The sequence below is a fragment of the Ditibartonella apis genome (genome assembly GCF_001952075.1).
GTDB classification, from domain to species: domain Bacteria; phylum Pseudomonadota; class Alphaproteobacteria; order Rhizobiales; family Rhizobiaceae; genus Bartonella; species Bartonella apis.
This window is the reverse complement of the sequence record NZ_LXYU01000004.1, coordinates 107354-133894: the sequence shown is the minus strand read 5'-3', so window position 1 is coordinate 133894 and position 26541 is coordinate 107354. Positions and strand designations below refer to the sequence as shown.

At 45.0% G+C, this 26541-nt stretch carries 22 protein-coding genes; 8 read left to right on the top strand and 14 right to left on the bottom strand.

Annotated elements, in window-relative coordinates; genetic code table 11:
• Positions 1-616: 616 nt before the first annotated feature.
• From PEB0122_RS09745 to PEB0122_RS09720, 6 genes are all read right to left on the bottom strand, one after another.
• On the bottom strand, positions 617-1432 hold the full coding sequence (locus PEB0122_RS09745; protein WP_075914390.1) for a methyltransferase domain-containing protein: 816 nt from the start codon (positions 1430-1432) through the stop codon (positions 617-619).
• Complete coding sequence (locus tag PEB0122_RS09740; RefSeq protein ID WP_075870755.1) at positions 1416-2399, bottom strand: bile acid:sodium symporter family protein; 984 nt, start codon at positions 2397-2399, stop codon at positions 1416-1418. Before PEB0122_RS09740 ends, PEB0122_RS09745 begins: the two co-directional genes overlap by 17 nt.
• Before the next feature lie 67 nt (positions 2400-2466).
• Complete coding sequence (locus PEB0122_RS09735; protein ID WP_075917007.1) at positions 2467-3012, bottom strand: gamma carbonic anhydrase family protein; 546 nt, start codon at positions 3010-3012, stop codon at positions 2467-2469.
• A 28-nt stretch (positions 3013-3040) separates the two neighbouring features.
• Positions 3041-4390 carry a GTPase HflX gene (gene hflX, locus PEB0122_RS09730; protein WP_075917005.1) on the bottom strand — a complete coding sequence of 450 codons (1350 nt, stop codon included), beginning with the start codon at positions 4388-4390 and terminating at the stop codon, positions 3041-3043.
• Positions 4391-4495: 105 nt separating this feature from the next.
• Positions 4496-4750, bottom strand: a complete 255-nt coding sequence (hfq, locus tag PEB0122_RS09725; protein WP_075870888.1) for an RNA chaperone Hfq — start codon at positions 4748-4750, stop codon at positions 4496-4498.
• Positions 4751-4878: 128 nt separating this feature from the next.
• A complete protein-coding gene (locus tag PEB0122_RS09720) occupies positions 4879-6093 on the bottom strand; it encodes a bifunctional cobalt-precorrin-7 (C(5))-methyltransferase/cobalt-precorrin-6B (C(15))-methyltransferase (RefSeq protein ID WP_075917003.1) in 1215 nt (404 codons plus the stop codon).
• 71 nt (positions 6094-6164) lie between these two features.
• On the opposite strand from PEB0122_RS09720, the gene cobG reads away from it, so the two are divergent.
• The 4 genes from cobG (at position 6165) to cobJ (ending at position 10354) form a co-directional block, all read left to right on the top strand.
• Positions 6165-7535 (top strand): precorrin-3B synthase, encoded by a 1371-nt coding sequence (gene cobG / locus PEB0122_RS09715; RefSeq protein WP_083650315.1) that lies wholly within the window; start codon positions 6165-6167, stop codon positions 7533-7535.
• A gap of 13 nt (positions 7536-7548) precedes the next feature.
• Entirely contained in the window at positions 7549-8175 is a 627-nt protein-coding gene (locus tag PEB0122_RS09710; protein ID WP_075917001.1) for a precorrin-8X methylmutase, read from the top strand.
• Entirely contained in the window at positions 8172-8912 is a 741-nt protein-coding gene (locus PEB0122_RS09705; RefSeq protein WP_075916999.1) for a precorrin-2 C(20)-methyltransferase, read from the top strand. Before PEB0122_RS09710 ends, PEB0122_RS09705 begins: the two co-directional genes overlap by 4 nt.
• A gap of 146 nt (positions 8913-9058) precedes the next feature.
• Positions 9059-10354 (top strand): precorrin-3B C(17)-methyltransferase, encoded by a 1296-nt coding sequence (cobJ, locus tag PEB0122_RS09700; RefSeq protein WP_225867843.1) that lies wholly within the window; start codon positions 9059-9061, stop codon positions 10352-10354.
• A gap of 37 nt (positions 10355-10391) precedes the next feature.
• Here cobJ and PEB0122_RS09695 read toward each other — a convergent pair whose 3' ends face one another.
• The 3 genes from PEB0122_RS09695 to folP form a co-directional block, all read right to left on the bottom strand.
• A complete protein-coding gene (locus PEB0122_RS09695) occupies positions 10392-10943 on the bottom strand; it encodes a hypothetical protein (RefSeq protein ID WP_075870762.1) in 552 nt (183 codons plus the stop codon).
• A gap of 107 nt (positions 10944-11050) precedes the next feature.
• Positions 11051-11578 (bottom strand): 2-amino-4-hydroxy-6-hydroxymethyldihydropteridine diphosphokinase, encoded by a 528-nt coding sequence (gene folK, locus PEB0122_RS09690; protein ID WP_075870763.1) that lies wholly within the window; start codon positions 11576-11578, stop codon positions 11051-11053.
• Positions 11575-12429 carry a dihydropteroate synthase gene (gene folP, locus PEB0122_RS09685; protein ID WP_075870764.1) on the bottom strand — a complete coding sequence of 285 codons (855 nt, stop codon included), beginning with the start codon at positions 12427-12429 and terminating at the stop codon, positions 11575-11577. Before folP ends, folK begins: the two co-directional genes overlap by 4 nt.
• A 105-nt stretch (positions 12430-12534) precedes the next feature.
• Between folP and PEB0122_RS09680 the strand changes: the two genes are divergently transcribed.
• Complete coding sequence (locus PEB0122_RS09680) at positions 12535-13176, top strand: DUF922 domain-containing Zn-dependent protease (protein WP_075870765.1); 642 nt, start codon at positions 12535-12537, stop codon at positions 13174-13176.
• Positions 13177-13179: 3 nt separating this feature from the next.
• On the opposite strand, the gene PEB0122_RS09675 is transcribed toward PEB0122_RS09680, so the two are convergent.
• Positions 13180-13503: a 2Fe-2S iron-sulfur cluster-binding protein gene (locus tag PEB0122_RS09675; protein WP_075917213.1), complete on the bottom strand. Its 324-nt coding sequence runs from the start codon at positions 13501-13503 to the stop codon at positions 13180-13182.
• Positions 13504-13703: 200 nt separating this feature from the next.
• Here PEB0122_RS09675 and PEB0122_RS09670 point away from each other — a divergent pair, with 200 nt between their 5' ends.
• Positions 13704-18743 carry an apolipoprotein A-IV repeat region-like domain-containing protein gene (locus PEB0122_RS09670; RefSeq protein WP_075916995.1) on the top strand — a complete coding sequence of 1680 codons (5040 nt, stop codon included), beginning with the start codon at positions 13704-13706 and terminating at the stop codon, positions 18741-18743.
• A 627-nt stretch (positions 18744-19370) separates the two neighbouring features.
• Here the strand turns inward: PEB0122_RS09670 and PEB0122_RS09665 are convergent.
• The 4 genes from PEB0122_RS09665 to PEB0122_RS09650 are packed head-to-tail and all read right to left on the bottom strand — an operon-like array spanning position 19371 to position 22967.
• Positions 19371-19982, bottom strand: a complete 612-nt coding sequence (locus tag PEB0122_RS09665) for an ABC-type transport auxiliary lipoprotein family protein (protein ID WP_075870767.1) — start codon at positions 19980-19982, stop codon at positions 19371-19373.
• Positions 19979-20944, bottom strand: a complete 966-nt coding sequence (locus tag PEB0122_RS09660; protein ID WP_075870768.1) for an MlaD family protein — start codon at positions 20942-20944, stop codon at positions 19979-19981. The genes PEB0122_RS09665 and PEB0122_RS09660 overlap by 4 nt, the downstream gene beginning before the upstream one ends.
• A 1-nt stretch (position 20945) precedes the next feature.
• The gene (locus PEB0122_RS09655) at positions 20946-21785 is read right to left on the bottom strand and encodes an ABC transporter ATP-binding protein (protein ID WP_075870769.1); all 840 of its coding nucleotides are present in this window, start codon (positions 21783-21785) and stop codon (positions 20946-20948) included.
• Between the two features lie 12 nt (positions 21786-21797).
• Entirely contained in the window at positions 21798-22967 is a 1170-nt protein-coding gene (locus PEB0122_RS09650; protein ID WP_075916994.1) for an ABC transporter permease, read from the bottom strand.
• Between the two features lie 276 nt (positions 22968-23243).
• Here PEB0122_RS09650 and PEB0122_RS09645 point away from each other — a divergent pair, with 276 nt between their 5' ends.
• Both PEB0122_RS09645 and PEB0122_RS09640 read left to right on the top strand, forming a co-directional pair.
• Positions 23244-24023, top strand: a complete 780-nt coding sequence (locus PEB0122_RS09645; protein ID WP_075870771.1) for an SDR family oxidoreductase — start codon at positions 23244-23246, stop codon at positions 24021-24023.
• Between the two features lie 16 nt (positions 24024-24039).
• Positions 24040-26361 carry an NADP-dependent malic enzyme gene (locus PEB0122_RS09640; RefSeq protein ID WP_075916992.1) on the top strand — a complete coding sequence of 774 codons (2322 nt, stop codon included), beginning with the start codon at positions 24040-24042 and terminating at the stop codon, positions 26359-26361.
• Positions 26362-26541: the final 180 nt, after the last annotated feature.

Sequence of the window (26541 nt, the reverse complement as noted above, 5' to 3'; positions counted from 1 at the left end):
CTGCATTCAATAAGGTAATAAAAAAGGCCCCCGAGGGAGCCTGTTTCGCGTATGAGTGGCTATTAGCCGAATGGTTATACCATTTGCCCCATACGCGTTCGCACTACTAGAATAATCTGTTTCATGGCGGCAACATTATTATGCCGAAGAGACATCGTCAATCCAAAAATTTTAAAATTCAATGACAGAAGTTTAGAATTGTAACTTTGAAATATTGATCAAGACATTTCGAACGCAATTTTGTAAAACTCGAAACCGTAACGAAATGGAAAGCCGTCACCCCGATCCGACAATTCGTTCCAAACGCTGTTTTAGACATTGGAACATCTCGGTGCTTTGCAGTATTCGTGGATTTCCTTGCCCACTACATTCGGAAACCCGTGTGAGAAAAGTTCGGGTTCTTTTGTTTCCATCAAATCTTTTAATGTTCGCCGGTTTATCGCCCGCATTCATTCAAGACAATAACCAATAATTCAACGATCATACCCACGAAAACACTGATGCTTGCGAAATTGTCATTTGGGAAAATAAAATTCCGTTCTCATCCCATCATCAATCATGCATCATTCGTGACAAAAGCATAATAGCTTATCGAGAGCCTTCAGAGTGATGAAGCTCATGATCTCTTTTGCGCTACAAACAATTGCCCGTGTACAGGTTCTCCCTGCTCGGCGCGAACAACAATGTTATTAACGCTCACGCATTCCATACCGTTTTTTACCAGTTCTTTTCTGATGTAATTTTCATGATGTGCAAAACGTTGGTGCGGCCCTACTTTATAGTCACTCCCGTCAAAGGCTCTGTCAGTGAGTGTTTCTGTCGAAAAGCCGAAAATGCCTTTGGGGGCAAGGCGGTGGGATAGTTTGTCAAAAAACACATTGATATCGCCCATATAAGGCAGAACATCGGTTGCAATAATCAAATTCCACTCTTCATTGGAACGTGTAACAAATTCTACGGCATCGCCCACAAACAAATGTTGGTAATCGCCCTTTTCATGGGCAATCTCGATCATATTCTCGGAAAGATCAACACCCGTCTTGTCGCTTGTCAAGTCATCAAGAGCATCTGCTGAAAGACCAGTACCGCAGCCTAAATCAAGCATCTTCTCATAAGTCACATCAGGAAAAACTTTTAAAAGCTGTTCGCGTAACTGCAACGGAACATCATAGCCTAGTTGATCAACAAGAATATAATCGAACATATCGGCGTTTTGATCAAACAAGGTTGTGACATAAGCTTTGGAAGCGGTTTTCGGCGTTTCACCGCGATTGATAGAGGCAAGCCTTACTTTTATACCGCCAAAGTCATCGGGATCTGCTTCGAGTGCCTGCCGATAAGCTTCGGCAGCCTCATCGAACTTGCCTTCCTTTTCGAGTGACAATCCTAGATTATAGAACTGTTCCAACTTGGCTTTATTCGTCTTCGCCACTTTGTTTTCTTCTTTCTGATAAATGACGGGCAATAATCGTACATACCATCAATTGTATTTGGTGAAACAACATAAGTGGCAACACGATTGCACCAATTGCACCACCCGAGCCTGCAAAAATTGCATTTGCCATCGGTGCACCGCTTGCAAGGCTTTTTTTCGAACCGCAAAACATAATTGTTATACAGTCTTTTTCATTGAAACCTAAAAGCTTTGATCCATACCATGTTACAGCGAGCACAATTGCAAGCAGAACCACATCAATCACAATCATCACAATCAGGTCGTGCCAGCTTGTAGTATGCCACAACCCGCTAGTCGTGGCCTCGCTGAATGCGAGATAAACGACCAGAATGATTGATCCCCGATCAACAATAGAGGTTAAAGCTTTGTGGCGGATTATAAAATTTCCTATAAAGCGCTGGCATAATTGACCGAGAACAAACGGAATAAGCAACTGCACAAGAATGCTTTCGAACGCAGTCGCTGATATGACTGCTTTACCGCCTCCTGTGGAAAATAATAGCCCAACAAGGAGCGGCGTTAAAAACATGCCAAAAATATTGGATGCAGAGGCCGAGACAATTGCGGCAGGTATATTACCAGAAGCAATAGACGTAAACGCAATCGATGATTGTACGGTTGATGGCAACACACACAAATAGAGAATGCCTGCATAGAATGCGGATTCTTTTAATCCCGGAACAATAGCACCTGCAAGGACACCCAGAACCGGGAACAGAACAAAGGTTGCGAGAAACACTGTCAAATGCAGTCGCCAGTGAACAATACCGGCAACCACCGCTTGCCAAGGCAATTTTGCACCGTGCAAAAAGAACAATAACCCGACAAATATCTGCGTAAGCAAAGAAAACCACTCTGCCGCTTTGCCGGATATAGGAGCGACGCTTGCAATGATAATTGCAATGATGAGCGCACATAAAAACTTATCTGGCAAAAACTTCATCGTCGTTATTCTTCTTCAGGAGTTTAAACGAAACAATCCGGCTAAAATGCAGGAATTTACACTATCATTATAATTGTTCAGGCAATGAAAGGCGGATAAGACTATTTTTAAATCTCCGGGCATTGGCATAATAATGGGCAGCAGATTTATTGATATTCCCGACTTCCTCATCACTCACTTTTCTGACAAAGCGGGCAGGATTTCCAAGAAGGAGTGACCGGCTCGGAAATTGTTTTCCTTGTGTTACCACCGCACCGGCACCAACGATAGATTCTTCTCCTATCATAGCATGGTTCATGATAATGGCTCCCATTCCTATCAAAGTGGTGTTGCCAATAGTGCAACCGTGAAGGATAACCCTGTGCCCGATAGTGCAATTTTTGCCAATAGAGACATCAATGCCGGCATCTGTATGAACAACGGTCATATCCTGAATATTCGTGCCCTCACCAATAGTGATCATTTCATTGTCCCCGCGCAAAACGCTTCCGAACCAAACACTCGAACGCGGTTTCAAGGTCACTTTCCCGATAATTTCAGCACTCTCTGCAACCCAGATTTCGGCTGTATCTTCAATAACGGGATCAATACCATCAAGTCGATAAAAAGCCATTCCCGTTCCACTCCGCAGTTAGTATCTGTTAATCGTGATGTTTTGTCTTGATGATATTATCGAAGCGGTCGTTCGCCTGACCGGTCAAGTTTGCCGAAACAACAACCGAACCGTCATCTTTTGACGTCTTGTTGATGACCTCACCATTTTTATAAAGCCAATCAAGAAGCCCGTATTCATCCGGCTTAAGAGTTATCTGACGTTTGACCATTTCGCCGGATATTTGTTTTTCAATAATTCCTAGAAGTTTATCAACGCCCTCACCGGTCAAAGCAGAAACCGCGACCACCGGATTAAGGGATGCACGAGCTGAATCCTGTAAGGCAACAAGCGAAACGTCATCAAGCAAATCGACCTTATTCCAAACCTCAATGATATGATCCGGATCGTCAACATTCACTCCGAGACTTGATAAAATGTTCAATACATCCTGCGCATGGGCATGGTTTTCTGCGTCCGACATATCCCGAACATGAAGAATGATATCCGCCTCGACAACCTCTTCCAGAGTTGCTCTGAACGCCGCGACCAAATGAGTTGGGAGATCGGAAATAAAACCTACTGTATCCGACAACATAACCGTTTGCCCATGTGGCAAAACGATCTTGCGCAGTGTCGGGTCGAGTGTTGCAAACAGCATGTCTTTTGCGAGCACGTCTGCACCTGTCAAACGGTTGAATAATGTCGATTTACCGGCATTTGTATAGCCAACAAGTGCAATAACCGGATAAGGGACCTTTTTCCTTTTTGCTCTGTGGAGAGCTCTCGTTCTCACCACCGTTTCCAGTTCACGTTTGATGCGGACAATTTTCGACTGTAAAATACGCCTATCGGCTTCTATCTGGGTTTCACCCGGTCCGCCGAGAAAGCCGCTACCGCCACGTTGTCTTTCCAAGTGTGTCCAGCTTCTGACCAATCTACCTTTTTGATAATTGAGATGCGCAAGCTCGACCTGAAGGACACCTTCTTTTGTCCTTGCTCTATCGCCAAAAATCTCGAGTATGAGCGCTGTACGATCAATAACTTTGCAGCTCCAGGCTTTTTCAAGATTTCTTTGCTGAATTGGCGTTACAGATGAATCAATGATCGCAAGATCAATCTTCTCATCCGCTATAATATTGCCGATTTCTTCAACTTTGCCCTGACCTAACAGCGTTGCCGGACGCGGCTTCTCGATATTGATCGATAATTTTTCAATAACATCCAACCGGATAGCTTCAGCAAGTCCTACAGCTTCTTCGATCCGCGAACGGGACGATGCCTCGTAATTCTTTTGTGAGCTCTCCCTGTCATAAATAATAGGAACAATTACGATTGCTCGTGTTTTAACTGTCTGTCTCGAAATCAGTTTATGAGCCTTGTCATCATCGTCCATCATGGCAAACAAACCGTGAAGCTAAACAGTAAAGGACAACGACCTGACGTTTCCACTTTTCCCCGGCAAAAACTCTTTTCCAACAGCAAATACCTTTGTCGAGCAAAATCATTCGTCGTCAGTCTCGATATCCTCTTCATCATCCAACATTTGCACCGGCTGGCTTGGCATTATGGTTGATATTGCATGTTTATAAACCAATTGGGAGTGCCCGTCTCGCCGGAGTAAAACACAAAAATTGTCAAATGATGTTACAATACCGGTAAGCTTGACCCCGTTTACCAAAAAGATTGTCAGAGAAATTTTCTGTTTACGTACTGCATTCAGAAAGAGATCCTGCAGATGCTGCGATCGTTCTGTCATTGTTCTTATACCTATATTTCGAACCGCATAAAATTCTGTTCTGTCCATATCGAACAAAAAACTATCGATTGTCAATGTGTAACTACCAGCGCACCCACAGCTTTAAGTAGCGGAAAATCAAGCTTCATTCACGTCTTGCGAGCAATCATCATCGTGATTGGTAACGCACCACGCCATACATGGAAATTTCCCAACGGTTCTGCTTCGGCAAGTGAAATATGTATAAGCCGAGCCCCGATTTTACGCGCTTCCGATTGAAGGATGGCATTGGTCTCAAGCGTCACAGCATTCACAACAAGCCGCCCGCCGCTCTTCAAACTTTGCCAACAACAATCGAATAAATCGGGTCGGGTAAATCCACCACCGATGAATATGGCATCAGGTCTTTCAAGTCCGCTCAAACAGAGCGGCGCCTCGCCCTTTATCAAATGAAGGCCGATAACGCCAAATTGATCGGCATTTTTTGAAATAATATCCTGTCGTTCAGATTTTTTTTCAATCGCATAGGCACGCGCACCTTTCGTTGCGCGCAACCATTCGATTGATATCGAACCGCTACCTGCACCGACATCCCATAGGACCTCACCCCACTTTGGCGCAAGATGTGCCATTGTGACAGCCCGAATGTCCTGCTTCGTCAATTGCCCGTCATTTAAAAAGTTTTTGTCCGCCAAAGCGGCATAGCAAGGATATCCGGCATCACAATTATCAGCTATACACTGGACAGCTACAAGAACGAGATTCTCACATTCATCGAGATGAAAAGTATCGGCGTTTTGCGTACGGATCTTCTCTTTTTCTCCGCCCAAATGTTCCATAACTATCATTTTGCTTGCGCCAAACCCTTGCTCGGTCAAAACTTTGGCAAGCAAGGCCGGACTATCTTTGTTTTTGCAAAGAATAATAAGCCGGCTTGATGGCTGCAAGTGACCGATAACCGTGCGGATAGGACGACCATTGATTGAAAGACAATCAACGTCTTGCAACGCCCAACCAAGGCGTGCAGCCGCGAGCGAAAATGAAGATGGATGCGGTAGAACCAGCACTTCATCAACTGGTAAATAGCGAAGAAGCGTTACACCCGCCCCGAAAAACATAGGATCTCCACTGACGAGCGCAACAATGCTTTGACCTTTTAACGCTATGATCTCGCTTACACCTTCCGAAAATGGAGTGGGCCAAGGCTTTAACTCCGCTTTCAAAGTTTCAGGCAGGAAATCGAGATGCCTTTTTCCGCCGAAAATATATTTTGCGGCAGTTATAATGTCCTGCTGACGGCGAGCGAGGCCATTCCAGCCATCATCCCCGATACCGATAATTGTGAGCCAAGGTTTTTTGTTCATTCAAGTTGATCAGTAAGCTGTTTGTACCTATGTTGAACTATTAGAATCCGCCTACTCCGAGAGCAAGCAAAATGATGACTCTTCCTGCCACAGAAAATAGACGCCAGATCAAAGCCGTTCAGGACAGACGTTTTGCCTGCCCTGGGTTGTTCCGTATGCCTCTAGCGAATGATGGCGGTATTTGCCGGATAAAACTTCCTCTTGGTTGCCTTACAGGCGAACAAATAGAAGGTATAGCAGAAGCTGCCCAAAATTTTTCGACTGGCTATGTCGAGCTTACAACACGGGCTAATTTGCAAATACGGGCGGTTAAAAAGACCAGTGAACAAAAGTTGATAAACAAGCTTTTGAAGCTCGGCCTCGGCCCTCTCAATCCTGAAGGTGATGATATAAGAAATGTGATGGTTGCACCGACAGCCGGTATAGATGTGAATATGTCGTGCGATACAACACCACTGGGAAACAAGCTTCTCGAAATATTACAACTGAATAAGGAGTTTGCCTCTCTATCTCCCAAATTTTCTTTTCTTATCAATGGTGGTGAAACCACACGCGTTCTCGACCATGTTGCTGATATCTGGTTTTCCGCTGTGCCGGGCGGCGTAGCTTATAATTTCGGTTTCGCCTCTCCAGCCCTTGATACTCCCGACAACGGAAACAATGCGATAGGCAGCATACCGGCGCAAGAAGCACTGGAATTTATCAGATGTTGTCTCGACGCATTTATCTTTTTATCGAAGTCTGATCCAACGATAACACGCATGAAACATCTTCGCAGCCATCAGAGATTTGATGAATTTCTGGCTGAATTGAAAAAGCGCTTTAACCACAAAATCTCGAAACCATTATTGTCGTCCGGAATGCATCAAAATGAGTCACCGCTTGCTGGCATTTTTGCACAAAAACGGAAGGGACTTTTTTACGTCGGCGCACGACCCGAACTCGGGCGATTATCGTCGAAAGTGTTGTACGGCATTGCAAAACTGATTAAAACTCGTGATATCAAAACGCCGATACGACTTACCCATCATCAGGGGTTGATTATACCGGATTGTACAAAAGAAGAAGCAGTATTAATCCGCGATAGTCTGCACGAATTCGGTTTGGCAACTGATAAAAATGCTCCGGCCTTTTATGTTTTTTGTTGTGCCGGCGCTCCACTTTGTCATTCGGCACTTTCAAACGTTCAACGTGATGGAAAATATCTTGTCAATCACTTTGCATCACCACCAAAAGCCCTCATTCATCTGACAGGCTGCCCGAAATCTTGCGTTGCAACAGTCCCTTTTCCTTTTACCGTTCTTGCAATCAAAGATGGCGTTTATAATCTTTATCGTAAAAATCCGGCAGAAAAAAACAAATTCGGCCAACTTTTATGCGAGAACGTCGGCATATCGGACGTCATGCGCTATATAGAAGAACTACAACAACCAATCAGATAAAAGGCGCGAATGAATGTTCGATTATATCAAAGACGGTCAAGAGATTTATAACCGGTCTTTTGCCACGATCCGCTCGGAGGCCGATTTACGTAACATACCGGCTGACCTCGAAAAACTTGTTGTTCGTGTCATACATGCTTGCGGTATGATTGACATTGTCAAAGATCTGGCATTTTCCGATAGTGCCGGAACAATCGGGCGTACAGCCCTCGCAGAAGGCGCGGCAATATTATGCGACGCAAAGATGGTCGCCGAAGGAATTACTAAAAAACGCTTACCAGCAAACAATCAGGTAATCTGTACACTTAATAATGAAACTGTTCCGGCTTACGCCAAGAAAATTCATAACACACGTTCAGCCGCCGCCGTTGAATTCTGGAAGCCTTACATCAAAAATTCTGTTGTGGTAATCGGAAATGCGCCAACCGCCCTCTTTCATCTTCTTGATTTGATCGAGCAAGGTTTTGAAAAACCACGATTAATTATTGGCTGTCCGGTTGGTTTTGTCGGTGCAAAAGAATCCAAACTCGCGCTTTCAAACAATCAATTTTCAATTCCCTATATCGTTGTTCACGGAAGACGCGGTGGCAGTGCTATGGCAGCAGCAGCGATCAATGCTCTAGCGAGTGAACAAGAATGAACAGGAAAAAAGCAAAGCTCACAGGCGTCGGTGTTGGCCCGGGAGATCCGGAACTTGTCACTGTCAAAGGGGTAAAGGCCATAAAATCTGCCGATGTGATTGTTTATCACGAAACAGAAACACATAATAGTAATGCACTGAAAATAGCACGCCAGTGGATCTCTGAAACTGCACGGCTGCAACCACTTACCTATCCTGTAACGATGCAATCCGATAGTCGATCGGAGGAATATAGGCGGAGGTTAAAGGAATTCTACAACAATTCTGAACAACTCATTGATTCGTTTTTAAAAAATGAAAAACATGTTGTTGTTTTAGCGGAAGGTGATCCCCTTTTTTACAGTTCGTTTATGTATATTTATGACCGACTTGGAAAACTGTATGACACTGAAATTATCCCCGGTATTTCGTCAATTTTCGGCGCTGCATCTACTCTTCAGGTTCCATTATGCTATCGAAACCAGAGTTTTACCGTTCTATCCGGCGTTTTGGAAAAGCCTGAACTTGTTGAACGTCTAAAAAACGGCGATGCTTTCGCGATACTCAAAGTTGGCCGTAATCTCGATAAGATCAGAGACGCGCTTGAAATAACCGGCCTTCTTGGACGCGCTCTATACATTGAGCGGGCGACAATGGAAGAACAGAAAATTCTTCCGATAGACGAAGTTGTTAGCGACCAATCGCCATATTTTTCGCTGATATTGATACCCGGTGAACCTCACGGGAAGAAAGGTTAATGTGATTGTTAAATATTTCTTCTCAACATATTGCAATATTTGTGTTTTCAAATTTTTGTTCTGAATTTGCGATTGCTTTAAGTAAGTGTTGTAAGGCGGCCACAATATATCGTACAAATCGGGTTGCCCGTGAAGACTTCATAATTGTGGATGAAGTATCCGAAGCGATGAAAAATGCATTCAAGTCTGGCCGACCAATTATCGCATTTTGTTCTTCCGGCATCGTTATTCGCATTCTTGCACCATTGTTGAAAAATAAATTTAATGAGCCTCCTGTTTTGTGTATTGCCGATGACGGTTCATCTATTGTGCCACTATTAGGTGGCAATGCGGGTGCAAACGAACTTGCTGTGGAAATCGCCGATATTCTTCACGGGCATGCCGCCATTACCACAAGTGGATATTTACGGTTCGGAATAAATCTGCTTTTGCCGCCAGATGATCTGGAACTCGTTAATAAAGAAGATGCTTCAGCTTTCATTTCCGCGCTTTTGAACGGAGAAAAACTCGAACTGGTAGGAGACCATCAATGGTTCCATACCGGATCCCTTCCTTTGGACCACGATTCAAGACTAAAAATTATAGTCAACGACAATGTCGGACATATAAAAGGTTCTGCAACCTGTCTGATTTACCGGAAGCGCGACACACATAATGAAAGAAACGCAGGGAAAACGGGGCTTCTGACCATTATCGGACTGGGGCCTGGTAACGAAGAAAATATTACTCTTGCTGCACGACATGCTTTGGCCGAGGCAACCGACATTTTTGGCTATGACTATTATATCAAATTGGCGTCACCTTTGCTGGATGATCAGGTTTTGCACCCCAGCGACAACCGGCAGGAAATCTCGAGAGCAAAGGAAGCGCTTGATCTGGCTGCATCCGGCAAAAGAGTAGCGATGATCTCTTCGGGCGATCCCGGAATATTTGCTATGGCAGCCGCGATTTTCGAAACTTTGGATCAACATTACTTGCCACTCTGGGACAAAGTAGAAATCAGAGTCGAAGCAGGCATCACCGCTGCCCAGTCCGCCGCAGCTCGTCTTGGCGCACCTTTGGGACATGATTTCGCGATTATTTCGTTATCTGATAATCTGAAACCCTGGGCAATCATCGAAAAACGATTAATCGCCGCAATAACCTCAGATATGGTTTTAGCTCTCTATAATCCGGTGTCTCGTGCACGCCCCACAAAAATTATGGACGTAATCGAAATCGCAAAGCGATTTTGCCCTTCTGACAGGATCATCATGATCGGTACAGATATCGGGCGCATTGGAGAGAAAACAGTAGTGACAACAATTACCGATTTCAATATTCAAGACGTGACGAGTCGGTCTGTAGTCATAATCGGTTCAAGCCAAACCCGCACATTCAAACGGTCAGGTAAGTCATGGTGTTACACGCCCCGTTCTTATCCTGATGAAGCTAATTCATAAGCGCGCAATTCGCTTAATCACACTATTGAGTAAAATGTCAGTAGAGCGATTGACCTGAAGAAGCCGTCGCTTGTGAACGCTTTTTAACGCCACTTGATGTTTTGGTTGTAGATGCCGATTTCCGCGTTGCTCTTGCAACCGGATTTGCTGTAGCTGTTTGTGATGTCGTTTTAGGAGCTGCAGCAGCTTGTGCTTCTGCGGCTATCTGGTCAGCACTTTTCGGGGACGTATCAATAACCGATTTCACGACACCTCCTGCACTGACTGTGCAGACAGCGTCACGCAAATCAACTTTCAGAATAACCTGTGTTGAACCATCTCCGGGTTTACGAGAATCAACCGCTTTGATAACCCTTGTCGGCAAAAAGTATTTATTTGCGGCGCTGTTGATACATGCTTGTGCAAGGTCCGGTGCGACACTGCGTGCGGGTGAGGTAAACGAAGGAAACTTAGGCGCCGGATTGCTTGCCGCAGGAGTTGTCAAAGCATTCGCAGTTGCCGGTTTTGTCGATGTTGTCGTCGTGCAACCTGATAAAACAAGTGCCAGACCGGAAACGGCAAAAAAGGATTTTAGTAAAACGCGTGACATACGACCACCTCAGCTAGACTTCTCGACAACGCTCGCAAAGTTATCAAATTATAATGCCCTTTAACGATTTTTTTCCCTCACGTCATCACTATAATGAAAAATCGACATCATCTGATCCCGAAGTGTGTCGGAAGTACCACAATACCATCGTCGTTGCAGGCTTTTTTCCAATCTCTGACCGTGCGTCCATTAATCTTGAGGTCGGGTGCTATTTCGTTTAAAGGATCCAATACAAAGGCACGTTCGGTCATCAAAGGATGTGGAAGTGTCAGAGTCCGAGAATGATATTGATCAATATCTTCAAATGCTAGTAAGTCGATATCAAGGGTTCTGGGGCCCCATTTGATTTTTCGTAAACGTCCATAATTCTGCTCGATAGCTAAACAGATTTGCAGCAGCTTTTCAGGAGACAATCGGGTTTTGATTTCGCAACAGATATTCACGAATTCATTCTGATCGGTTTTTCCCCACGGTGGCGTGCGATAAAATGAAGACACGCGAATGAGCTCGACATCAGCCGAATTTTCGATATCTTTTAATGCATGCTCAAGCGTTCCGATGACATCTCCGACATTTCCTCCCATTCCTAGCCAGGCTTTTTTCCATACCCCGTTTAGGGCTTCTTTACGGTTCATTTCTTTCCTTCAATAACACTATTTTCAACATCCGAGAGCGCATCAACAACAGCCAATGCATCTCTATTGGCTGCGATGTTGTGCACCCGGAAAATCGAAAAACCGGCTTTTCTCAAAAGAACCGAAGTTGCCGATGTCGCTATATCTCGCATTTTTGGTTCACTATGCCCCGTTATAGTCCCGAGAAATCGTTTACGCGAGGTTGCGGCCAACATTGGAAAGCCGAACATAGCAAGCTCCGAAGCGCGATCAAGGAGTGCAAGGTTTGTTTGAAAATCCTTGCCAAAACCGAATCCGGGATCAAGTACGATGTTGTCATCTGGAATTCCAGATTTTTTGGCTATTTCCAGAGACTTATCAAAAAAGAACTTCTGGTCTTCGATAATATCGGGGTGAACATTCCGGTGACGTGAATTATGCATGATGATGATGCCGGCCCTCTCCTCGGCGACGAGAGCTGCCATTTCCGGTTCTTTCTGCAATCCCCATATATCATTGATAATATTGGCACCTTCCATCAGAGCAAGACGTGCCGTCTCTACATGATAAGTATCGATTGATAAAAGAACGTTTTCCATCAAATTCAATTGTTTGACAACCGGCAACACGCGTTCTTGTTCATCTTTAAGTGTAATTTCGTCAAATCCGGGGCGGGTTGACTCGCCCCCTATGTCGATAATTTTTGCGCCTTCACTGAACATTTTCTGTGCATGCGAGATGGCATCTTGTAAAGAATTGTGTTCCCCCCCATCTGAAAAAGAGTCCGGCGTTACATTCAAAATTCCCATTAAAACTGCTGTTTTGCCGAGAGAAATAGATTTATTATGGCCAACCGACCAGGAACGTTCCATGTTAAAATTCGCTTCTACCCAGATTATCCGATTTTGTAGACGTTTTTTTAGCATATTCATGTAAATGTCTAGAATAACTTACAATATCCAACGACAGAGATTAAAATGTTCAAAAAAACGATCAGTACTTTAGCTGCTACATGTTTTTTCTTGATACCGTTTTCCTTGAGCCCGTTTTCTATGACGGCCAATGCAGCAAAAATCTACAAAACTGTCAGCTATTACACTTTGTCGGGTACAACTCCAGCCCAGCTCGACAAAGCACTTGCACATAAGGGGCCCTACCTGAAAAGCACAGGTAGCCATCATCCCGGCGCCACAACTATTTCTTTTGATCCGCGGCTAAAGCTTGTACAGAACGGCCGCTATTGCAAGGTCGATTCTGTTAGCGTCGACGTGCACGCAAAAATGTCTCTGCCGCGCTGGAAACAACGTGCAACTACAAAATCAATCGAGATGGCACTCGTTTGGGATACATTGTCGCGCGACATCCAGCGCCATGAAGAAAGCCACATTGTGATTGCAAGAGCCCACGCATCGAAAATTGAGAGAGCAGTCAAGAGCCTGCCCTACAGAACCGATTGCAACCTGTTAAAACAGGATATCGAAAAAACAACCTATAATATATTGACCGACCACGAAAATGCGCAAAAGCAGTTCGACCGGGCGGAAGCTGTCAATTTCGATCACCGGTTTATCAACTTGCTGGTCGCACGATTGCAAAGGCTTGAACAGGCAAAACACTAACTGTCAGCTTTGGCGTTCGGGAATATGGACAACAAGGCCATTCAGACTTTCATTCAGTACAATCTGGCATGAAAGTCTTGAATTTTCCCGTCTATCATAAGCAAAATCGAGCATATCATCTTCCATCGGATTAGGCTCTCCGACAGCAGATTGCCATTTCTCATCAATGTAAACATGACATGTAGCGCAAGAACATGCGCCGCCACATTCGGCAACGATACCGGGGACATTATTGTCCAATGCTGCCTCCATCAGTGTCATACCTGAGGGGCTATCCACAGCAAATTGCCGGTTATCACGTTCACTTTTGAATAAGACATTTACCACTTGTTTCACCCTATCTTATTGTTTTTTATTATTTTTATGGAATATGTTCCATCTTTGGCAAAGCGCCGTTAACTTTATCTTAAAACTTTTCAAACTTTAGCCAAGAACGTATTCCTTTCTAATTCCTTAAAGGTTAGGATAGGCACGCTTTTATTGAAAGTACCACCGTCTTTCAATGTGTATAGAGTAAAGAGGCTAAGATGGCACGTAGAACCAAGGCAGAAAAAATTGATGTTGAAGTTGAAGAAGCGCTCGAGCAGGCTTTGGACTTTAATTTCGATAATGCCACGACAAAAGACAGTGCTGCACAATCGACTAATGGCCTGATAGATCTGGACGAGCTTGCCGAACAGATTGCACAAGCAACCGAAGAACTTGCAGCCGAAAACGCTCCGGTAGCAAAGCGCGACGAACTCAAAGGTCCTGCTGTTGATGAATCGGTGGCCGAAAGCCTATTCGGCAAAAAGCCGGTTAGAGAATCGACGGGTGGTACGGTTCACGATACCCTCATTGCAAAACAGCCTCGTCCCGCCAATGATGACCTCAATCTGATTAATGCATCAGGTAACTACAAAAACAAACCTTCACGTATTTACTGGAGCACAACTGCTTTAAGTGCACTTTGGGCAGCAGGTGGTGCTTATGTTGCAAACACATTGGCACCGGCAAGCCTCGCCGCTTTTGCCGCGACACCGGCCGGTTTGGCAGTGGCCGCCGGAACAGCTGTTCCGATTTTGATGTTCTGGGGGTTTGCACAACTATCAAAACGTTCAACCGAACTCAAAAACATTGCTGCGGCTGTCAGTGATGCTGCTTCACGTCTAAGCCACCCTCAATCCTCGGCAGAACATGCTGCTTCGCTTGGCAAGACAATCCGTCAGGAAGTGTCGGCCATGAACGAAGGTATTGAACGTACCCTTTCGCGAGCTGTCGAACTTGAGGCCCTTATCCAAGGTGAAGTTCAAAATCTTGATCGGGCTTATAGCGAGAATGAAACACGCATTCGTAATCTTATCAGCGAATTGAGCACCGAACGCGAAGCGATCCTTGGTCACGCCGACCGCGTCCAGTCGACTATCCGCGGAACTCAAAACGAATTAAGCAAAGAATTCGGGGCTATTACCTCCAATATTTCTGCGAACGTCGAAAACGTCACAAAAACGCTTACAAAAACTCTTGAACAACAAGGTGAAGAACTGGTTCAACGTCTTGGTAAAGTCGGTGAAGGTGTAAGCGGCGATCTTGCAGAAAAATTCCGTCAAACAGCTGAAGAATTGCAGAGGCAAAATTCGGAACTGTACAACAACCTTGAACAAAGTGTGAATGTTGCAACCGAGCGTCTGGAAAATAACAGCGCGAAAATTTCAACAAGCTTTAATCAGGGGGCTGAGGAAGCCGAACAACGGGCCGAAGAGCTTAGCCAGCGTATGCAGGCGGCAACTGAACGTGCACTATCGGATTTCGACGCAAAAATGTCCAAACTGGGCGATCATGCCAATACATTATCGGCTCATTTTGACAATGCGACCACAGCCGCAATTGCAGCATTCGAAAAGCGTCTCGCCGATGTTGATAAATCATTGGACGAACGAGGCAACACAGTTATAGATGCGTTTATCAAGCGCGCTCAGGAGCTTGAAGACAACACCGAAAAACTCGGTGGCATACTTGATGCAAGAGCAACGCAAATCAACGAAACGCTTAAAGCGCGGACGATTGAAATTGCCAATACATTCACTGCAGGTCGCAATAATTTACTGACGACTGTTGATGATGGCAAGAAGCTGCTTGCCGATCAGGTCAACGGTCTTGATATCTCGCTCAATGATATGCTCAAAAACCGGGCTGAAGATTTCAGAGCGCAGATCGCTGAAGGTCGTGATCTCATCACCAACATGCTGGATGGCGAAACCGATAAACTTACCGCAACAGTCAAGGGGCAAATTGATGTACTGTCAGAGCATGTAAGCAATATCGAACAGGTACTCGTCAAGAACGTCGAAATGCTTGATCAGCGTTCCCAAAATTATGTTGAAGGGATTGAGAAACGCACCGGTTCATTGCAAGCAGCCATCGAAAAGAGCTTCGAAACTGCTAACGAGCTGATGGATACCCAGACAAAGAATATCGAAACAAGAGCGGATGCACTGAGAGACTCGCTCACTGTTAACAGTTCGGCATTGAATGAAGTTCTGGCAGATCAGGCACGCGTCCTTGAAGAACGCATTGATTATATCAAAGAAGTTATTGCAAAGGGAGACGCGACATTCAGTGAAACAGTCGGCAATCAGGTTGCAATTGTTAAAGAAGCTGTTACGAGCAACAGCGAATCGCTGAAATCAACGTTTACCAACCATCTGGATACACTAAGAAACCATACGGAACTGCTTGAGAAAGCGCTGACAGCCTCGAATGATTCATTATTGGCATCTGTCGACGAACGTATCGGATCAATGAATGAAAGCTTGACTACAAGCTCCAATACCATAACCGAACAAGCCAAAGAGCTGGAAAATAGCCTTACAAATACATTGGGTGAAGTAACACGCTCCCTTGAAGTTCAAAGCAACTTGCTCGGACAACGTTCAAACGAATTGAAAAATATTGTTACCGAAAACAACGAAGGCATAAAGCGCTCATTTTCTGAACAGACCGCCATATTGGATGAACGCACCCAGACGATGCAAAAGGCACTGGAAGTCGGCGTTCATAATGTAAAGTCGGCACTGGAAGACTCGGCTGTTTCAATTGCCGGCGACCTTAGAACCAATATCACCGCTGCATCCGAGATTTTCAGTGGTGAAGCGAAAAAGGCCGCCGAACTGATTTCTCAGTCGAGTGGTAACCTTGTTACAAATCTTTCTACAGAAACGGATAGGGCAACCTCTTTATTGAACGAAACAAGTGACAAACTCATTTCCGGATTGAACAGCGCAACCGAAAAAGCCTCGGAAATTATTTCAACAACCGGCAATGGTTTGACAACTTCGCTTGCAGATGAGGTCAGCAAAACACGATCGGTTCTAGAAAACTCCAATGAAGAGTTGAAAGTTTCCCTTAATGATGTTGCTGACAAAGCCTCTGCCCTGCTCTCTCAATCCGGAAACCGCGTTTTGTCGTCGTTTAATGACGAGTCGACCAGATTGCAATCCACACTTTCCGATATCAGCGAAGGCATACTTTCCAGACTGAATAGCGAGACCGATAAAGTCCATGAAAAGATTATGGGCGTCGGTCAGGAAGTCGTAACGTCATTTGCCGATGTTGCGGTGAAAGCAGAAGGCGTCCTATCAGCTTCCGGACAACGCGCTGTCGCCAACTTGACTGCACAATCGGAAAATATCGGCAAGGCGTTGACCACCGCCGGGGATAATATTCTCTCTTCGCTCGATAACAAGGTCAACGAAGCTGCGACCCGCTTCAATGAAGCTGGTCAGACGCTTACAACGTCCTTTGATAGCGAAATATCGAGAGTCGAAGGCGTAATCAACCAACAGGCAGAGCGCTTCAATTCCGTTATTGAAACATCGGCTCAGGCAATTGAACAATCTTTGGCTGACCGTTCGAACTTGCTCAATGAAACAATGCAGCAATTGCAGGATAACATCGGTAACCAGCTAAATAGCATTGGTGAAAACGTCAATAACGTTGTCGGTAACGCTTCAAACCAGATAGCGAGCGACGTTCAACAACTTACAAGTGTTACCGAAAATCTCGGTCAAGCGGCACAACAAGCCACTCAATCACTTGGCAGTCTTGCCACCCAGTTCAATGACCAGTTAAATGCCGCAACGCAAGATGCCGGACAACGTATGCAGGAACAAAATGATGCATTGTTGAATGCATTGGCACAACGTACTTCGGAAACCTTGCAAGCAGTTTCCGGTGTCAAGGATGATTTTGTCGGCAATGTAACCGGATTGCTTGGTCAAATGGAACAATCGGTGCAAAATATTAATGCCAATGCCAACACGTTGATCACATCAATCCAGAATATTGACGGCCAATTTAGCGAAACGGCCAACGCGTTTTATCAAAACAGCAATCAGATTGCTGAAAATCTGAATAATTCAAATCAGATGCTGAACAGCAATTTTGAATTATTGCAGGGGCTATCCGGCAATACTTTGGAACAGATCAATCAGATGTCCCAAAGCCTTAATCAGCATGCCAACGTCCTTAATCAGGCTGTCCAGATGCTCGAACAATCACAAAATTCGTTCAGTGGCACGGTTGAAGAAAAACAGAATGCACTGACCCAATTGAGCAATGCATTGATGGCAAAATCGGAAGAAATCAATCAGGTTATTGCTCATTATGAACAAACCATTGGATCTGCCCTGAAAGAAACAGACGAGAGTACCCGTGATTCGGCTTTCCGTCTCCAGCAGAGCCTGAATGAAATAGTAGATGTCGCCTCTTCCAAATTCTCCAATGCGACAGATGAAATTCGACATGCAACGCAGTCTATAAAAGCCGAACTTGAAAAGACAAGTCAGGGTCTCAATTCGACTATCCGTCAGCTGCCGATGCAGACAAAAGAATCTGCCGACCAAATGCGCCACGCGGTTTCCGATCAGATAAAGGCCTTGCAAGAACTGTCGGTTTTGATGCAACAGAGTGCCCAAACCAACAATTTTTCACGCCCGATGTCATCGTCGACACAGAATATGAGTGTAAATCCCCCGTTGTCAGCTTCTCAATCTTATGCGGAACGACCACGCGCGACGCCTGCCTATAAGCCGGAGTTTACCGTAAAACCTGTTGCAACGGCAAAAACGGCCACACCTGCATCAAGAGATGGATGGGTATCAAACCTTTTGGCACGCGCCTCTCGCGGTGACGAACCGGATGTTGCAACGCTTACGAAGGTCGAACAGCCTCGCCCGGCAAATCACGTTATCGATTCGTTGAATTCGTTGTCGGTCGATATTGTCCGCGCAATTGATCATAACGCAGCCGTTCAGCTCTGGGATCATTATCGCCGAGGTCAACGGAATATTTATACTCAACGCCTTTACACAATCAGTGGCCAGAAAACATTTGAAAAAATCCGGCAGAAATATCTTTCGGACAGTGAATTTCGCCGTTCGGTCAACCAATATATTGCCGATTTTGAAAAATTGTTGAGGGATGTCTCTCGTGAAACCGGAGACCGCGAGACAATCCGCAGATATCTGACTTCGGATACAGGTAAAGTTTATACAATGCTTGCCCACGCAAGCGGCCGTATCCAGTAAGTTAACAAAAAGGGAGCTTGAAGCTCCCTTTTTCCTTGTCTTGAGACACTTTATCAAAATAAGCTTTCATCGCTATTTGGAAAAACGGGAATAGACGCCGTCTCTTATTCAGCTGCAATCCTCAACTTTTTGTAGCTCTGGTAAATAGCGAGCTTATTTTTGTCCGGTTTTGCTACACCGTTCAACTCCGATGCATTTGGACTTTGTCTGCTATTTTGCAAGCATATGAATACACATGAAAAATGGGGTGTATTTTTAAAGGGATATTCCAGTGATATCTGGCGTTCAGATCGAATTTCTATGAAGAAGGATGTTCTTCCTTCCATTAGACAATTTGGTGTTCAGAAGTTGATGCCTTTATCGGCTAATCCACATTGTTAATGTCCCGGAGCAAATCTGAGGATAAACAGCTGCCGCGAATCCCGTTATTCGGATTGAAATGCCGGAATTTGTCCGCATCGCCTTGATAGTATTTACTATAACCGCTTAGTGAGGGAACTGTTACAACCTATCTCAATGGAATATTTTCAAGCTGCTTGTTTAAAATTATATCATGCAAACAACAACGTTCTTCAGGTTGAAAAGTTCGCAACGTTATAATTTTCAAAATCAAACAAGAATTGCAGTTTAAATAGATGAAACTGTCCAGCTGACAATATCATTAGTTATTTTTTTGAAGGCGTTATCCAATGCTGCAGCATAATGGTTGTTATCCGTGCCGGAAACAGGCGCCTCTGCTACAAAGACCTTGGATGCTGTTATGTTACCGTTCCGGTCATCCATAATTTTTACGGCTATTTCGAGCGACGCTATATTATGTCCATTGACGATAGCCACATCAAACGATCTGATGTCGGTTAAAATTCGATAATTGATTGCCAGTCCATCACCAGGCCGGCCAACGCCACCAAAATGATTGCTGTTATCAAAAGCCTGTACAAGGCGTGCCTGCACAAGATCAGGGAGACGATCACTCCACTGGGCCTTTTTAAGATAGGCGATGGATCCGCCCTGCTTGATTACAATGTCTTGTCCGTCAAGTGCCTTGACCGCATCAGGTTGTTCTACCAGAATTTGAATCTTTTGATGTTTTGGTGCTCCTGCTGCTGTAACATTTGTAATGGACAGATCATAAGTGTCACGGGCCGGAGCTCCACAAGCCGAAAGGAGAGTTGAGGCAAAAAGAAGCCCGAAAGACGCAGCTAAAATTCTGCTCACTTTGTTCTTTTCGGCTATCATCGACGAGTTCTCCCATCATATTGCGGAACAGTCCCCGACCCGCCAAAAATCAGTCGCTGAGGGTCACGTTCCAGATCTGAAATTGCTCTTTCAATGCGATCCACCGAGCGGCGACTATCGCTTACAAGAGCCTCGACATTTCTCAAGCCTTGCCCGGAAAATTTTTCAAGATTATTGGCAATCGGCCCGATATGCTCATTTATCGTATCAGCAGCCTTCTGGATAGATGCCAATGTCTGTTGCGCCTGCACAATCACACTGTTCCGGTTATCAGGAGAAAGCATATTGTCAAGCTTGGCCATTATAGAATCGGCTTTTTCGGATGCTGTATTGAGACGTGACATCATCTGTCGCGTATCATCAAGAATTTTTTGTATGTTATCGGTATTATTGTTCAAAGTATTCGAAAAATTCCGCGCGTTTTTAATTGTTTCGGTAAGCGGTTGACGGGAATCTTTCATGAATTGTTCCATCTCGCCCAAGGTCGAATTGGCACGCGCAAAAATATCCTGTGCCGTTGCAAGCAAGTTATTGAACGTTGACGGATCAGCATCAATACGAGCGACTGTATCTTCTTTCTTTGCTTCTTCAAGAAGGTTCGGCTCTTTAAGGCTGCCACCTTTCAGTTCAATAAAAGCAAGACCGGTTAGCCCCTGAAAACCAAGCGTTGCAACTGTTGAACGGGTTATCGGTGTCGTGCCGTTAATTTCCGTTTTGGCAATAACCATGTTAGGGTTTGTGTCATCAAGAACAAGCCGGCGCACTGTTCCGACGCGAATACCGTTAAAAAACACCTGACTGCTTTCGCCGAGTCCGGTAACAGAACCGGGAATACGCACATCCAATGGCTCAAGCTGGTGCGAATCTCCCATTCTGGCAATGAAATAGACGATCATAAAAGCGGCGATAAGTGTCACCACAGTAAAGATACCGACTGTCACATAATCTGCTCTGGTTTCCATCTTACTCTGCCGTCTCTTTTGTTAACGTTTTTGGATGACGATTACGCGGAACAATTTGTCTCGCGCGTTTGCCGCGAAAATACGATTGAACCCATGGATCGTCAAACTTCAACATCTCCTCGATCGTTCCCTCTACCATAACTTTCTTATGCCCGAGGACTGCTATTCTATCACAAACTGCATAAAGACTATCAAGGTCGTGTGTCACCATATATACGGTTAAACCCATTGTGTCGCGTAAATCTTCAATCAAAAGATCAAAATCGGCTGCACCAATCGGATCGAGACCGGACGTCGGTTCATCAAGAAAGACAATATGCGGGTCAAGAGCCAATGCGCGTGCAAGAGCAGCGCGTTTAATCATGCCCCCCGAAAGTTCCGACGGGTATTTTTCTGCCGTATCGGCTTCAAGGCCGACCAAAGAGATTTTTAACCGTGCCAGTTCGTCCATCAGTTTTGGCGACAAATCAAGATATTCACGCATTGGAACCTGAATATTTTCCAATACATTTAATGCAGAAAACAACGCACCGTGCTGGAACAGCACTCCCATGCGCATGTCAATTTCGACCTTTTCCTGATCGGATATTTCATCAATATCCTGCCCCAGAATTTTTATATGGCCGGAAACTTTTTTATTGAGTCCCAATATCGTGCGCATCAAAACCGATTTGCCTGCACCTGACGGCCCGATGAAACCCAAAATTTCACCACGGTGGATATCAAGATTTAGTCCATCGAGAACTTTTTTGCTGCCAAACTGCACGGTAACATCCCGAACCGAGATGATTTCGTTGGTTGTAAGGTCCAGTGTCGAGTGGTTTTGTTTGGCTCTTCTCACCTTGAAAACCTCTTAAAAATTGATTGAAGCATAAAAGATGGCGAAAAAGCCATCAATAACAATAACAACGAAAATCGATTTCACCACGGAACTCGTCACACGCTGTCCCAACGACTCGGCACTTCCACCAACTTTCATACCTTCAACCGATGCAATAATGCCGATGATCAATGCCATGAACGGAGCTTTGATAAGGCCCGCAAAATAAGTGGTTGTATAAACCGCGTCGTTCAAGCGTGTTATAAAAGCTTCATAAGAAATATTGGAATAAAGATTGGCAACAACTCCCGCTCCCACCAATGCAGCAAGATCGGAAATCACTGTCAACAATGGCAAAATAATTGCCAAAGCAACAAGACGCGGAAAAATTAAAACACCTATCGGGTTTAGGCCCATAACTTTCAATGCATCGGTTTCTTCACGCATTTTCATGGAACCGATTTCGGCCGTTATGGCACTTCCCGAGCGACCCGCGATCATAATTGCGGTTAAAAGCACACCAAGTTCACGAAAAACCAGAATACCAACCAGATCAACAACAAAGATTTCTGCTCCGAAAAGCCGCAACTGGAATGCCCCTTGTTGGGCAATAATGGCACCGACAATGAAAGACATTAAAACGATGATCGGAACCGCACCAACGCCCATCCTGTCAATCTGCGTCACAACTGCTGGTAAACTTACACCGGAACCCCGCCCCTTTTTCATCTGTGAGCCACGAATCGTTGCACCCAGAATATCCATCGCAAGCAAAAAATCGTGGTAACTATTGATTACCCGTTCACCCAAGGTAGAAAAAAAGCGGATATATGCAGGCAGCTTCGGTTCGTTAATTGTATCATCTTTGTTAGAAAAACTTTTTCCAACGGTGATCAGAAGTGAATGCCAGGATTCTTTTGTGCCTGTCAGTTCAACGTCAATGTTGCGCTCTTTCAATTTGACATAAAGTCGTTCCAAAACCCAAGCGCCAGCAGTATCAAGAGAATCAAGGCTGGAAGCGTCGAGAACTGCCTTGCTACATTGGACACTTTCGAGCTCACGTAAATCATCGTCGATTAAATAGACGGTATGAGTGTTCCACACGCCGCCACACAGAACCGACAAAATGCCATCGTGAATATCGTGTTTCACAATGGCCGGTTTTTTCTGTGCTTTTCCCTTCGACTTTATGCGATCACTCATCCAACCCGTCCGTCACCCGTTGAAACGTCGATTCATTTCATTACAATCATAAATATCATTCAGAAAGATTAATGTGTCATTAACCATAAAATATTTGCCTATAACACATTCGTGTAAGATGCATCTTCCTGTGAATCATGACACAAGCATTTCGTTGGATTATAGTCGAAATATGACGAAAGAAAGCGTGGGCATTTAAAGCAAGAAACGAAACAAATATAAAAATTTGTTTTTTCCGTTTTAATTTGACCGTTTTAATTTGTATGAAAGTTTAACATGGATCTCGGACTTAACAAACGTAAAGCAATAATATGTGCTTCCAGCAAAGGTCTTGGAAAAGCTTGCGCAATAGCTCTGGCCCGCGAGGGATGTGATGTCGTCATTAATGGTCGACACGCTGATGAACTTCATAAAACAGCATTGGAAATTGAAAAACTTACAAGTGCAAAAGTAGTTGAAGTTACCGGTGATATTTCAACGCCGGATGGACAGCAACGAATCCTCGATAAATGCCCTGATCCGGATATCCTCGTTACCAATAATCACGGGCCACAATTTCGCGATTTTCGCGAGCTTGATCGCAAAGCAATTATCGACGCTGTTACGCAGAATATGGTAACGCCGATTGAACTGATAAAAGCTGTAATCGACAAGATGGTTGATAAAAAATTCGGACGTATTGTCAATATCACTTCGACGTCTGTCTATGTTCCCATTGCAGGCCTTGATCTTTCGTCCGGAGCACGTGCCGGTTTAACATCATTTCTTGCCGGAATTGCGCGAACAGTTGTTGCTGACAATGTCACAATTAACAATCTGCTGCCCGGACCGTTTTTAACCGACCGGCTGAAACATAGTTTTGAAGCTGCTTCAAAACATAATGGTGCTTCAATAGACGATATTATGAAAGAAAGACAAAATCGGAATCCGGCAAAACGATTTGGCAATCCCGATGAGTTCGGGCAGGCTTGTGCTTTTTTATGCTCTGAAAAATCCGGCTTTATTACCGGACAAAATTTGATCATTGATGGCGGTGCTTATTTAAGCGCTTTTTAAAATTTGGGTTAGCAAAATGGTAAAGAAAATTAAATCTCCCCGTCAGGAAGAACTCGAAGAAGCTGCACTCTTTTATCACCGTTATCCAAGCCCAGGAAAACTGGAGATACACCCCACAACCCCGCTTGGAAACCAGCGTGATCTCGCACTTGCCTATTCTCCGGGGGTGGCGGCTCCTTGCGAAGCAATCCATGATGATCCAAAAACTGCGGCCGAATACACTGCGCGTTCCAATCTTGTTGCCGTAGTCTCGAACGGTACAGCGGTTCTGGGCCTCGGCAATATCGGGCCACTTGCTGCAAAACCCGTTATGGAAGGGAAAGCCGTTCTATTCAAAAAATTCGCAAATATTGATGTTTTCGATATCGAGATCAAAGCGACCGACATCCCCCATATTGTCAACACAGTGGCCGCTTTGGAGCCGACATTCGGCGGAATCAATCTGGAAGATATAAAAGCGCCTGAATGCTTCGAGGTTGAAGAACAACTCAGAGCAAAAATGAATATTCCTGTATTCCACGATGATCAGCATGGCACCGCCATTATCGTGGGAGCGGCTGTTATCAACGGCCTTGAACTTGCACATAAAAAAATTGAAGACGTAAAAATCGTCGCTTCCGGTGCAGGGGCCGCTGCCCTTGCCTGTCTTAATCTGCTTGTCCGCCTTGGCGCAAAAAAAGAAAATATCTGGGTGAGCGATCTCGAAGGAGTGGTTTATGAAGGGCGTGAAGCCTTAATGGATCGCTGGAAAAGCGTCTACGCGCAAAAAACCGATGCCCGTAAACTCGACGACATCATTGGCGGCGCGGACATATTTCTGGGTGTATCTGCCGGTAATGTTCTAAAGCCAGAAATGGTAGCAAAAATGGCTAAAACGCCACTTATTCTTGCTCTTGCCAATCCAACACCGGAAATTATGCCTGAAGACGCCCGAAAAGCGCGGTCTGATGCGATGATCTGCACGGGTCGTTCGGACTATCCTAATCAGGTCAATAATGTGTTGTGCTTTCCCTATATTTTTCGCGGAGCACTTGATGTTGGTGCCACAGCTATCAATGAAGAGATGAAGGCAGCGGCTGTTTATGCGATTGCTGCTTTGGCAAAAGAAGAACCTTCCGATGTCGCTGCCCGCGCCTATTCCGGCGAGGCTTTAAGCTTTGGCCCGAATTATCTTATCCCCTCTCCTTTTGATCCGCGTCTCATCCTACGCATTGCGCCGGCGGTTGCTAAAGCGGCGATGAAATCGGGTGTCGCGACACGGCCAATCACAGATATGAATGCTTATCTTGATAAGTTGAACCGTTTCGTTTTCCGCTCCGGACTTATTATGAAGCCGGTTTTCGCTGCTGCAAAATCTGCCGAGCATAAACGCGTTATCTATGCAGATGGTGAAGACGAGCGCGTACTTCGTGCTGCACAAATTGTTCTTGAAGACCAAACCGCAACGCCAATTCTGATTGGCCGACCTGATGTTGTCGAGGCGAGATTGAAACGTTTCGGTTTGCGTATCAGACCTAATGTCGATTTCGAACTTATCAATCCGCAAGATGACCCCCGTTATCGTGATTATGTGGATCTATTTCTTCACTATACCGGCCGGCGTGGTGTTACTCCGGAAGCGGCCAAAACAATTGTTCGCACCTCCACGACAGCAATTGCAGCCCTTGCCGTGATGCGCGACGAGGCAGACGCAATGATATGCGGGCTTGGCGGCAGATTCGGAAGGAACCTCCAGCTTGTAGAACAGGTTATCGGGCTTGAAAAAAATATTGGCCAATTTTCTGCTTTGAGCCTGTTGATCTCGCAGCGTGGAACACTGTTTCTGACTGATACTTATGTTAACACCGATCCCACCGCCGAACAGATCGTAGAAATGGCAGCTCTCGCAGCCGAAGAGGTTCGCGGGTTCGGGATTGAACCGAAAGTTGCTCTTCTCTCACATTCCAATTTTGGCTCGAAAGACACAGAGTCGGCGAAGAAAATGCGCCGAGCTTCCGAACTTCTTGCCGAACGTTATCCTGATCTTGAATCGGATGGAGAAATGCATGGTGACGCAGCCCTTTCGCAAATTTTGCGCGACCGTGTTTTCCCGGGCTCCCGCTTGAAGGGCGAAGCAAATCTTCTCGTATTCCCGAATCTTGATGCCGCCAACATCACACTCAATGTTGTAAAAAACCTGACTGATGCACTTCACGTCGGGCCGATATTGTTAGGTCCGGCGAAACCGGCACATATCCTGACCACATCGGTTACCTCTCGCGGTGTGGTCAATATGACAGCATTGGCGGTTCTTGAAGCGAATACAAAAAAGAATCAGAAACGCATTAAACAAGGATGAACCGGAAAACAGGGATAAACCGGTCGATTTTTAACCGATTTATCTGTTTTTGTTGTTATTTTGCCTCTTTTTCCAAAAACAAGCCAAAATAGAACCGGCTTAGCAGTGGAAGAGACGGAATATTGTTTCCGGGAAGCATTAAGAAATGCTAATTCTGCTTTAAGTCTTTTTTTTAACCAA